Here is a 10,602-nt window from a genome sequence, read left to right on the forward strand (position 1 = left end):
AAAGACAGAAGGAGAAAGGAAGAAAGCCCGAGAATCCGGACTAAGTCATTAGCGCGTCAGTCTGTATCCGCTACCACCTGAAACCAGGTAGAGGCGTTCACCAGACACGAACTGTTGGTCGGCATCCTGCGTGACGGCAAGCTGGCGGCCATTGTCCGTCCGGACAATGATCTCCACGCCATCACGCCGGCTGAACCGATCCGCTGCCACTTGGGCAACGACACCGGAAACCGTGCCGGACATCGCACCAGCCAGATAGCGGCCGTTGCCATTGCCGATCACGTAGGCGCCCAGAATCGCGCCGACTACCGCGCCGGCGACGCCTGGCATACCACTGCTGGCCGATACGGGCCCGTCATTGCCAACGATGCTAACTGGCCGCACTCGGAGGACAGTCACCTGTTCGGCTGCGCCAGTCCGCAAAGCTTCGGACCCGCGATAGACATTGGGGGAGCTTTGCTGAGCGGCGCAACCGGTAACTAGGGCGCACAAAACAACGAAAATCGGAAACGCTTTGAACATGATGGCCTCGCAGAACGAAAAAGGCCAACATGCCTACGGGCAGGATGGCCCGTAGGGGGGGAAATTACTGTGCCAACTGAACAGTCGGCGGGGGTCGATGCGTCGGAGACGCGATAAGTGCAGCTATGTTATCAGGCAAGCCAGCGTTTGGGGAGTCCATTCGAGCCAGCCGGCGCGACGATGGCCCCAAACTTATCCGGTCAGCCCGTCAATGCGAATGCTGCTGCGCGTGACGGTGACGCGCACCTTCATGCAGGCCGGCTCGGCTAGCATCTTAACGAGGTCAGCGACGGGAAAGTACTCGCCAAAGTCGTCGCCGCCGAAAGCGCGCCTCGCGTTCTCGTAAAAGTCCTTGTCGACGGCCGGATTGCAGCCCTTAAAAAAGAATAGACGTTTCTGCGAGGGCGCAGGGCCAACGCTGCACCCGATATAGGCGCCGTGATCTTTGGCAATGAAGAAGCGCTGCGTGTTCACCCTCTTCGCTGAAGGTAACGAGAGATTGGACTTCCGCGCGGGAAAGGGTGATTTGCGGCATGGATTGCTCCTTTAAGTGATGACGGAGCACGCCCGTAAGAGGCCGTGCCCCTACGGGATGGAATGAACCCGGAACGCGTCATGCGGCCGGATCGAACGAGAGCGCGTGCACTACAGGTCCGCGCGCTCCCAGCAATAACTATCGCCGATGGCGTAGCACTTCACGACCTTTCCGTCGATGGTCAGGTTCGTGGCGCCGCACCACTGCGGCTCGTCGCCTTGTAGGCAAAACTGGTCTGTCGCCTCGCTGTAGTAAAGCTCTGGCATGTGCTCGCGCAGAGCGAGTGCAGCCTCTAGGGTGAAGAATGGGATGAGCCAGCCATTCCACAGCTGCCCGTTCGAGAATGCGTCAATGACGACTTCCGGTGGCAGCCAGTCGCCGGTGACCTTCATAGGTCTGAACGGCGGCGGATCGACCGGCGAAAACTTGCGCTGAAACTCGAGCCAGGAAATGTTCCCGCCTCGTACAGATACCTTGATGGGCTCGACGAGCTCACCGCTCTCGATGTTCCTAAATATTTTGATGGGGAGACTATTCACGTGTGTGCGCCAAAAAAGAGGGGCACTGCCACAAGGGACGGTGCCCCTGCGGGTGAAAAAGCCTGACCGGGTGCCTGGCTTCGACTTTGCTCAGGTCAGCTTACGACTTTCGAATCAGGAAGTACCCGATAACGTAGTTCAAGCCTTAGCGAACAAGGGACTCCAGTCATGCGACACCCATGCCGTCACAAATGCCAGGGAGCCGAAGTTAATCAGGATACCGCCCAGTTCGTCGAACGTAAGCTCAGCGTAGTACCGAGCGTTCTACGCCTCGGCGTCGGTCCCGGCCTTACGGCGGATAACCGCAAAGATGGTCAATACCACAATGGCGGCAGCTACCTGGTACCAGAACAGCCCGACGTCGTAGTACTTGTCGATGGCCCTGGCTGGTAACAATGACTTATCCGCTGTGAAGCAAACTACAGCACCGAAAGCGAACCACAGGTGCCAGTTGGTAAAGATTCGGCGCGCAGGTTCTCCCTTCTTGTTGGAAGGCAAAAAGATAGACATAAAGTTCATGTTTGGTCAGATATCGCTTGGTGGGAAAGGGTTAAACGAACGATGGAGAATCGGCCCACGGCAGATGAGCCGGGCCTTCCAATGCCCGCGGTCGTACAGTGCCAACGAAATCCTCGCGCCCGTTAATGCTGACGCGCGTGTTTTCGTTGCCGTTGTGGTGTAGGTAGACACCATTCCGGTCAGGAGGCAGCTTTCCTTCCATCGCCTCGAGGACGCGATGGAAGTCGTGCAGATGGCGAGGGTCGTACTGCCCAGCCTCTCCGCTGCCACGATGTGGTCCCAGGGCGCGACGGTATATCGGATACCCGCCGTCAACCGTGAGGAACTGGAACGAGGTGCCCCCGTGGGTAAGCTCGGCCAATCGCGGAACGGCGGGGTCGATGCGAAGCTCCAATTGCGCAAACCTGCCGCGACTCGGCCTCACAAAATCGAGTGCGTCGTGGGGAAGGATTGCGCTGGCCTGGATGGCGCCGGCTAGCTGGTTGGCCTTCGCGGCTAGGAAGACGCCCATGCGCTTCCCGTCCATCGCAACCAGGCGTGTTTCAGTCGAAGTCGCTTCGACGAAGACGCCATTGAGCCAATACCGTTGGTCGGTCTTGGGCGCGAGCAAGGCGATGGCCTTGAGCTGCCGCGCGGGTCAATCTGGATGATTTGAATCACGTGTGTGCTCCAAAAAAATAGGAGCACGGCCACAAGGGACAATGCCCCTGTGGGTGACGAGACGCCTGGCGGATGCCAGGCAAGGATTCGATGCGTCGGCGACGCGGAAAGTGCCGAAATATTATCAGGACGGATCTTCTTTTGCACCCCCCAACGACAGGTAATTGCTTGTCGCCGCAGGCAGGCCATCGAAAGGAAAAGGCTCGTCGCCGAATTGTGGGATGGGATGGCAATGTGGCTGCCAGGGTGGGCGGCCGGACTGCGGTATGTTACGTGGATGAGTCGGGCGGCCGAGATCGCCAGTTTCCGACACTCGCCGGCGTACGCGCGTGGACACTTGAACGGCCGCTCCGCCTTGGCAACGGACCTTCCAACATCGAGAAGAATGAACCGAACGCGGTTGAGGGAGGCTCACTGCATTCGCGGCGATCACGTTGAGCCGCGATGAGAGTTCACTGAGTCTAATGCGTTCCCACCTCGTCAAACTCGGCTCGGATACTACAGTTTCTGTAGGAAACCGGAATTAGCCGGACTACGTGCGCTTTTGCTGGACTGGAAATCCGGAATTAGCCGGAACGGCGTGAAATCCCGTGACGCTGAGCCAGAACCTGACGGTCCGGTTCACCGTCGCCTTTTGGTTGACGTAAGCAGTAGATGGGTCAAGAAATCGGGGAGCGGACGTCCCAATACGAGACACCACCATTTCCAGCCTGAGCCATGCGTTTCATCCCGATCCGAGACCTGCACCTCGCTATCCGAGCCCGCGACCGCGATGCCTGGCGGGCACGGGCGGAAGGGATATTTGACGTCGAAGGTCTCATTCTGGCATGCGTTCCGGATGCCGCCACTTGCGATCCAAGCGTTGTGGCCGACGCGATCCGGGAGTGGTTCGACGTCGCAAGAGCTATAGAAAGTCGGCACGGGGCTGCTAACTCTTTCTAGAGTAGGAAACCGAAATAGGCTGGACTACCGTGCACTATGGCTTCTCCGCATTGAGACCGAGCCCGCAGACCGTGGTCTTTCCCTGCCGCTGCCGCCCACCCGACTGGAGCCGCAACCCCTCATGCCTGGGGCGCGTCCTTCATCCGGCCAAGCCCGGCCATGGAGGCGCTTTGGGTGCCCGAGCCGGGATTCTGGCTGCTGCCAGAGCGGTACCCGGAATACGCCTTCCACTCGAAGGAACTCCTCCAGGAGGGGCTGCAGCGACCCGTCGATCCGAATGTGCCCTTTGTGGGCGGGCGTCGACCGATCGTTGTCGGTGGCATGAGCATGCGCTGCGGGCACAAGGACTTTGCGTTGGACGTCTTCCATCGCGCGCGCAAATCCGCCTCGCGCATCAGCGTGCGGACCCGATAACAGTTGCGCCTCTTCAATCCCCGGAGTGTGCGAATCTACGCAATGCCGCCAAATCCAGTATCTGAATCGACCCATACTCAGCAACCACTAACCCTGCATCTTCCAGTTCGCGGATGGCCCGATTCGTGTTCTGCCTTGAAAGCCCGCAAAGCCTCCCAATTTCCTCCTGGGAGAAGCCCAACGTCTTGTCCGTGGCTGGATAGAGCTGCTGATTGAAAAGCTCTGCCAAACAGAATGCCACCCGCGCAGATGCTTCATGCAGCCGAAGGTTGTGCACCAGTCCAACGTAGTAGCCACATCGAGCGTTGAGTTGGTCGATCACGTATCTGCTGAACGAGTGGCTCTGCTCAAGGAGCCAAAGGAATGTCGACTTGGGTACGAATGCTAGGCGACTATCCCGGATCGCAACAACAGAATAGGGCCGTGGCTCGTCTTTCAGCACAACACCCTCACCGAACCACGAGCCGGCAGGAACGCCCGCAAATGTGATAACCCGCCCCTCTCTCGAGGCGGTATCGACCTTCACGATCCCTTCCATCACCGCAAGCCAGTGGTCGGCAGGATCCCCTCGATGGCACGCAACAGCACCAGCATCGTAGGATCGGTCAAAGCTATCACGCATAACTCGAGTCTTCTGCTCAGAGGTCAGATTCGAGCACCAGGGCGCCTGCAAAAGAAACGCCTCCAGACTTAGATGGCCAGGCTTGCAAAAACCATCATTGCGATTCTGCAAGGTGGAGTCGACCAAGCTGCTGGATTTCGAGAGGACGACGGGCGAAACTCGCATCGGTTCCGCTCGCTTGGCTTGCATGCCATTCACGTGGTTCATCATTTGGAGCCAGTATTGCGCAGTTGCATGATCACCTGTTTGCGCTGAGCACCCGTCGCCGACTTGATACCGCTGGCATGTGGCAAGCACTGTGCAGAAGTCCAGTCTTCCAGTTCCTTGGCAGACCTCCGACCTGGGAAGCTGTCGGGATCGAGTGGGATTCGACGTTCCGTTAAGTGAAATCTGGATTCGCTTTAGATTATGGCCCGAAAGGGATACTGTCAAGCGAAGCACGGCTAGGTGTTTGTACGGAGAGCGCTATAATGGCCACCATAAAGGTGAGCGGTGTACTGCACAATTGCTCGTCGAAAAGCAGGCATAACTGAAATGGAAATTCCACATAGCCCTCCGCGCATTCGGATTCGCCGGCGGGGTGCCGACAAACATCCGTTGATCCTCCAAGCCGCACGAGATTTGGTGGCGGAATCTGGGTTCCGAGAAGCCCAGATGTCGTTGATTGCCGAGGCTGCAGGCATCGCGATCGGCACGTTGTACCGCTACTTTCCGTCCAAGACCGAGTTGTTGGTCGAACTCGTGAAAACGACGGCGCAACGGGAAGTCGACGTCGTAGCTGGTATCGCCATGCGTGATGGGACCGCACTAGAACGTCTTGGTGCGGCCGCATGGACGTTCGCGAGTCGCGCCTTGCGAGGCCGACGCTTAGCCTACGCCCTAGTTGCTGAACCTGTTGAGCCAGATGTCGAGGCTGCCCGGCTCACTTATCACCGAGCACTGGCCAGGGTATTCAAGACGATCATTGAGCAGGGTATGGCGAATGGCGAGTTCCCTGCACAGGATGCCGCCGCATCAGCCGACTGCATAGTCGGCTGCCTTTTCGAAGGCCTGGTGGCACCGCTCACCAACAACGCTACAGCCGATGCTGTCCAGGCAGCCGCCCACGGCTCGGCCATCATCACTTTTTGTCTGCGAGGGGTTTCAGGCTTACAGGCGCCCGCCTATAGGATTCCGACTGTGTAGTCGCTTCCTTCAGGAATCGACCGTCTCTACCGGCTAGCGGAGGACGATCTCAACCCCCGACCTCGCCTTCCGCAAGGATTTCTGTCGCGCCGACTACCTCTACAAGCCTCTTGCGCTTAGCGGATGTGCTGCCGGCCTCGTGTTTTCGGCCGGCAGCACAAGAGGACTGAAGTTGTGAAGTGACTTGATCCGCCTGTGACAATATTGTCACAGGCAGTGGATCAATTGGAGCACGTATAGCTTGATGCGGCGTTCACGTCCCCGCTGACGTACTTTGGCCACTTGGGGTACTCGCACAGAGGCCGAGTGCGTCCCGCAGTGGGCGGGTTCAAGTCGGTAACGACGAGATTTTGCGGAGCCGTGCCTTTCGTGACCCAGTTGTCCAAAGCAGTCAGCCCATCATATGCCGCCTCAAACTGCCCACCCGTGCCATGTGCGGCACCGGGAACCAGATAGAACTTGAGGAATGACGACAACGCATTCTGCCCATAGTTCGCCAGCAATCGGTTGTAGTAGTCAATCGACATTTGAGCCGGAATGAACTGGTCGGATTGCCCGTGCTGAAGGATCACCTTCCCACCTCGGTTCTTGAAGTTGTCCAGGTTGACAGTCGTGGAGTCCATCATTTGACTCACCGTCTGTGTCCTAGCGGTGAGCAACCCTGGATCCGTGAAGTTGAAGGACATCAAATCGAGCGAGGGATCCCTTGCAATAGCGTATCGCACGAGGCTATTCGGGAAGGCATAGAAGAACGACCATTGTGCAGTTGCATTTGTCCCAGGGTCCAGTACGGCGTCTGCTGGAGAGTCCCCCAGCGGTAACAAGAAGCCACTCCAGAAATCGGTGCCTGCGAGGATGTTGTAACCCGGAATGCTGTGAATACCGTTTGCGAAATCAAAGTTCGTCTTCAGCGGCGTGGCCATGGTATTGACAGTGCTGATCTGGGCGTCAGACAGGCAAGTGTCGCCCGTGTCGGCGCCCCCCGGGCATCGCACAGTCGCCGGATCGAACGTACAAGGACTCGGATTGCTGATCAGGCCGTCTGTCGCGCCGTCCAAACTGTCACAGGCCGACATCACAGCCTTCTTGAGCATAGCGGCCTTGTTTGCGTTGATGAAGCCGCCTCGGGCAAGTGACGCCTGAGAGATGCGCCCCATTTGGAAGGCCAGCCCCATGATCCCGGACGCGGGATAAGTCGAAATGATGCCATCGTAGTCTGAGGCGTACTTCTGCGCAGCGATAAGCGCCTGGCGACCGCCGCCAGAGCCACCAATGTAGTAGCTATGCGCGAACGTCGCCCCGTAGCGCTGCTTGGTTAAAAACAGAGCGACATCATGCGTTTTCTTGATGTGGTCGCCGGCATAGTTCGCCAACGCCTCATCGTTCTGAGCGAACCGGCCATCCCCAAAGCTTCCTTCATGCCCGCTATCGCTGCCAAGCGTCACATATCCGCGCGCCAGCGGAGTCAGAACCCCCTTCGGTTCGCCAAAGGATGTGAGGCCGGTTTTTGTGAAGCCTGTTGTGGCCGGGACAGACCCGTCAAGCCCACCACCACCGAAGTGAACAGATTTCCCGTTCCAAGTGGACGGCAAATCAACTTCGAACTTGATGTCCGGCGCGGCCGGGTCCACGGGATGAATCCCCCCCAAGACCTTGCAGAACTCGCCATTTGTATTGCCCGACGCCGTCGCAGCAATGAGCGTCGCCGACGCGATCGTGGCGCCAGTCGTTGGCAAACCAATCGCGGAGGCTGGTACGGCTGAACCTTGAAGCGCCGCGCACTGCTGCGCTGGCGTCAACTGGGGCGTGGCATCGGCTACGACAGAGTCGCTGCCTCCTCCACAACCAACGACGAGCAAGGCCGATAGCGTTGCCACAGTGGGTGCAAGCCATTGCGGCCTGACTTTGGTGAACTTCATGACGTTGTCTCCTAGCAGACGCCGGGACTTCTAGTTGTCCACGAGTCGCTTTCGTTCAAGTAAATAGTCCTGCGAGGTACGTCGTCACTGACGAGCATGGCGGCGAAGCACCTCGATGACGACCATACCGATCGGGCCTGCTCAGGATTGTCTTGCGCAAGACGATTGGAAATTTCGAGCCGTATTCAGTCGAAGATGTTGGAGTAGCCCTGCCATATTCAGGTTGGGCCACTCCTTGATGTACAGAAAACCTTGTTCAAGCTGGCAGTCGTTTTCGTTCTGGAATGCCGGCCGCTCTGTGGTCTCGACACCTTAAGCATTTAACCGCTGTCAGCGGTGCTTGAACGTTGGTTGCCGTTTCGACAGGAAGGCGGACATCCCTTCCTTCTGGTCATCAAGTCCAAACGTGGAATGAAAGGCGCGGCGCTCGAAGAGCAGGCCCTCAGCCAAAGATGCCTCGTATGCCCGATTGATCGATTCCTTGATCATCATGACTACAGGTAACGAGTAATTGGCAATCAGCTTGGCAGCTTCCAGCGTTTCGTCGAGTAGTCGATCGCAGGGATAGACCCGCGAGACAATGCCCCAACGCTCAGCCTCGGCCGCATCAACCATGCGCGAGGTCAGAGACAGGTCCATTGCCTTGGCTTTGCCGACAAGCCGTGGCAGGCGTTGCGTTCCGCCAGCACCAGGCATCGTTCCAATCTTGATTTCGGGCTGTCCGAACCGTGCCGCATAAGAGGCAAAGATCAGATCGCACATCATCGCCAATTCGCATCCGCCACCCAACGCGTAACCCGACACCGCGGCCAAAACTGGTTTTCTCGCCTCCCGAACCTTCTCCCAATTTCTCGAGATGAAGTTGCCTTTGTAGACCTTCTGGAAATCGAAATCCTTCATGTGCGCAACATCCGCACCCGCTGCAAACGCGCGCTCATTGCCGGTCAGGACGATGCATCCGATGTTGTCGTCCCGCTCGTACGCATCAACAGCAGCACCAATTCCGTCCATGACATCGTCATTGAGCGCATTCAGCGCTTCCGGGCGGTTGATCTAAATGAAACCGACCCGGTCGATTGTCTTTCGCAAAACCACTTCACTCACATTTGGCTCCGACCAACAACTTCACGACGCCACCTGCCTCGCGTCGAATGCGAGGCAGATGGCCTTTCCTTACAACAGCTCGACCGCAACCGCCGTTGCCTCACCGCCGCCGATGCAAAGGCTTGCCACGCCACGCTTCTTTTCCGCCTTCCTGAGGGCGCCAAGAAGTGTCACAAGGATCCGTGCGCCAGACGCACCGATGGGATGCCCAAGAGCGCACGCTCCACCATGAACGTTGACGGTCTCAGGGTCCAAGCGCAGGTCATGAATCGCCGCCATCGTGACTACAGCGAACGCCTCGTTGATTTCCCACAAACCGACATCTGCGGTCGACCAGCCGGTCTGACCAAGCAGCTTTTGGATGGCCCCTACCGGAGCGGTGGTGAACTCCGCCGGTGCTTGTGCATGTGTTGCGTGGCCAACGATTCGGGCGAGTGGCTGCACACCCAGCTTCCTGGCAGTCGATTCCCGCGCCAGCACCAACGCAGCAGCGCCGTCCGAAATCGAGCTTGAGTTCGCCGGCGTCACCGTCCCCCCTTTTTTGAGGTTCATCCGACTTTCGTGTGGGTCAGCGCAGCTGGATGTAGGTTGAGACCACCGCAGTGGAAGTAGACGGCGATCTTAAAGTGGTCCGGATTGCGATAGCCGCAGGCTCGCTTCTGCACAGTGGCGATCTTGGAATTCAACCCCTCGCAGTGCATTGAAGCGTTCCCTGGTCGGCTCCAGCATGTTCTCCGGGTTGGTCAGCCACAGGTATTTGCTGCGGGCGAGGGTGTCGTCTCCGGCTTTCAGCAACGCCTTGTGCTCCTGCTTTCTGACTTTGTCCACCGCCTCAATGACATGGCGCATGATGTGGAAGCGGTCAAAGACCATCTTCTCGTCTGCGCCAGGCACATTGGCCTGGCAGGCGTTGATGTAGGCCGGCCACATGTCCAGGCTGATAGCGTCAATGGCCTCCCGATACGCCACCGGGAAAGCCTCGAAGTAAGCGGCCAAGCTGGCCTGCTTGCGCTCTTCTCCGATGTATTCCACYGTCGCTTCTTCCAGATCGCACACCAGCGTCATATAGCGATGTCCCTTGGCGATTGCCTTTTCATCCACGCCCATCAGCCGGGGCATCTCGTTGGCTTTCGCCGCCCGCCCCCTCAATACAGCTCTTTCCATCACGTGCCAGGCTTCGTCCCACGTAATGCGCAAGATCTCCGCGGCTCGCTTGACATTCGTTGCCAGCAATATGTCGATTGCCAGCGCTTCAAACAGATGCGTAAACCGACTCCCAGCCTCCGCCCACGGCATCCTCACTTGCCTCACGCCATGCTCCGGACACGACACTCGCGGAGGCCGCGCGTGCAGATACGTCAGGAACTGGCAGCTATCCAGGTGTCGCCACACCCGTTCTCCAAGGTGGTCATAGACCGCCAATTCCTTCCCGCAMTCGGGGCACGAAAAACGCTGTCCCTCCAAGTGCCCTACATGCACTTCGACATGCTGCCGCGCCACGTCCAGGTCGACACGCTCCACCGTCCATGGCGCAGTCACGCCAAGCAGCTGCCGGTACAGTTCCACGCTGTCCATCGCACACCTCCTTACCAAGCCATGCGCGAAAGCGTACTACCTACCCACACGAAAGTCTGAAGAACC

General features: G+C 58.3%; 12 protein-coding genes and 1 pseudogene. 2 read left to right on the top strand and 11 right to left on the bottom strand.

The window, feature by feature from the left end; all coding sequences use genetic code 11:
* Positions 1-48: 48 nt before the first annotated feature.
* The 5 genes from AC1DS6_RS37050 to AC1DS6_RS37070 all read right to left on the bottom strand — a co-directional run bounded on the left by AC1DS6_RS37050 (position 49) and on the right by AC1DS6_RS37070 (position 2,725).
* Positions 49-522: an outer membrane lipoprotein gene (locus AC1DS6_RS37050; RefSeq protein WP_477104382.1), complete on the bottom strand. Its 474-nt coding sequence runs from the start codon at positions 520-522 to the stop codon at positions 49-51.
* 192 nt (positions 523-714) lie between these two features.
* Positions 715-996, bottom strand: coding sequence for a DUF3085 domain-containing protein (locus AC1DS6_RS37055; RefSeq protein ID WP_477104383.1), 282 nt, complete (start codon positions 994-996; stop codon positions 715-717).
* A 171-nt stretch (positions 997-1,167) separates the two neighbouring features.
* A complete protein-coding gene (locus tag AC1DS6_RS37060; protein ID WP_477104384.1) occupies positions 1,168-1,596 on the bottom strand; it encodes a hypothetical protein in 429 nt (142 codons plus the stop codon).
* A gap of 264 nt (positions 1,597-1,860) precedes the next feature.
* Positions 1,861-2,115, bottom strand: a complete 255-nt coding sequence (locus tag AC1DS6_RS37065; RefSeq protein ID WP_477104385.1) for a hypothetical protein — start codon at positions 2,113-2,115, stop codon at positions 1,861-1,863.
* Between the two features lie 31 nt (positions 2,116-2,146).
* A complete protein-coding gene (locus AC1DS6_RS37070) occupies positions 2,147-2,725 on the bottom strand; it encodes a hypothetical protein (RefSeq protein WP_477104386.1) in 579 nt (192 codons plus the stop codon).
* 1,151 nt (positions 2,726-3,876) lie between these two features.
* Between AC1DS6_RS37070 and AC1DS6_RS37075 the strand changes: the two genes are divergently transcribed.
* Positions 3,877-4,131 carry a hypothetical protein gene (locus AC1DS6_RS37075; protein WP_045239504.1) on the top strand — a complete coding sequence of 85 codons (255 nt, stop codon included), beginning with the start codon at positions 3,877-3,879 and terminating at the stop codon, positions 4,129-4,131.
* 13 nt (positions 4,132-4,144) lie between these two features.
* Here the strand turns inward: AC1DS6_RS37075 and AC1DS6_RS37080 are convergent, their stop codons facing one another.
* On the bottom strand, positions 4,145-4,942 hold the full coding sequence (locus tag AC1DS6_RS37080) for a Crp/Fnr family transcriptional regulator (protein ID WP_441633099.1): 798 nt from the start codon (positions 4,940-4,942) through the stop codon (positions 4,145-4,147).
* A 345-nt stretch (positions 4,943-5,287) separates the two neighbouring features.
* On the opposite strand from AC1DS6_RS37080, the gene AC1DS6_RS37085 reads away from it, so the two are divergent.
* A complete protein-coding gene (locus tag AC1DS6_RS37085) occupies positions 5,288-5,938 on the top strand; it encodes a TetR/AcrR family transcriptional regulator (RefSeq protein WP_400102049.1) in 651 nt (216 codons plus the stop codon).
* Positions 5,939-6,159: 221 nt separating this feature from the next.
* Here the strand turns inward: AC1DS6_RS37085 and AC1DS6_RS37090 are convergent, their stop codons facing one another.
* From AC1DS6_RS37090 to AC1DS6_RS37110, 5 genes and pseudogenes are all read right to left on the bottom strand, one after another.
* Entirely contained in the window at positions 6,160-7,857 is a 1,698-nt protein-coding gene (locus AC1DS6_RS37090; RefSeq protein ID WP_477104387.1) for a tannase/feruloyl esterase family alpha/beta hydrolase, read from the bottom strand.
* A 330-nt stretch (positions 7,858-8,187) separates the two neighbouring features.
* Entirely contained in the window at positions 8,188-8,910 is a 723-nt protein-coding gene (locus tag AC1DS6_RS37095) for an enoyl-CoA hydratase (RefSeq protein WP_477104391.1), read from the bottom strand.
* Positions 8,911-9,030: 120 nt separating this feature from the next.
* A pseudogene (locus tag AC1DS6_RS37100) lies at positions 9,031-9,504 on the bottom strand (thiolase family protein); the annotation flags it as partial.
* A 5-nt stretch (positions 9,505-9,509) separates the two neighbouring features.
* Entirely contained in the window at positions 9,510-9,626 is a 117-nt protein-coding gene (locus AC1DS6_RS37105; protein ID WP_477104388.1) for a hypothetical protein, read from the bottom strand.
* Positions 9,583-10,536, bottom strand: a complete 954-nt coding sequence (locus AC1DS6_RS37110) for an ISL3 family transposase (RefSeq protein ID WP_477104389.1) — start codon at positions 10,534-10,536, stop codon at positions 9,583-9,585. Before AC1DS6_RS37110 ends, AC1DS6_RS37105 begins: the two co-directional genes overlap by 44 nt.
* Positions 10,537-10,602 lie beyond the last annotated feature (66 nt).

It is taken from the genome of Cupriavidus sp. 05L310 (assembly GCF_056398185.1).

What these genes read in the sequence shown, in the direction of transcription:
- AC1DS6_RS37050 (WP_477104382.1), bottom strand. Translation starts at nt 522, where the DNA reads ATGTTCAAAGCGTTTCCGATTTTCGTTGTTTTGTGCGCCCTAGTTACC.
- AC1DS6_RS37065 (WP_477104385.1), bottom strand. Translation starts at nt 2,115, where the DNA reads ATGAACTTTATGTCTATCTTTTTGCCTTCCAACAAGAAGGGAGAACCT.
- AC1DS6_RS37075 (WP_045239504.1), top strand. Translation starts at nt 3,877, where the DNA reads ATGGAGGCGCTTTGGGTGCCCGAGCCGGGATTCTGGCTGCTGCCAGAG.
- AC1DS6_RS37080 (WP_441633099.1), bottom strand. Translation starts at nt 4,942, where the DNA reads ATGCAAGCCAAGCGAGCGGAACCGATGCGAGTTTCGCCCGTCGTCCTC.
- AC1DS6_RS37085 (WP_400102049.1), top strand. Translation starts at nt 5,288, where the DNA reads ATGGAAATTCCACATAGCCCTCCGCGCATTCGGATTCGCCGGCGGGGT.
- AC1DS6_RS37090 (WP_477104387.1), bottom strand. Translation starts at nt 7,857, where the DNA reads ATGAAGTTCACCAAAGTCAGGCCGCAATGGCTTGCACCCACTGTGGCA.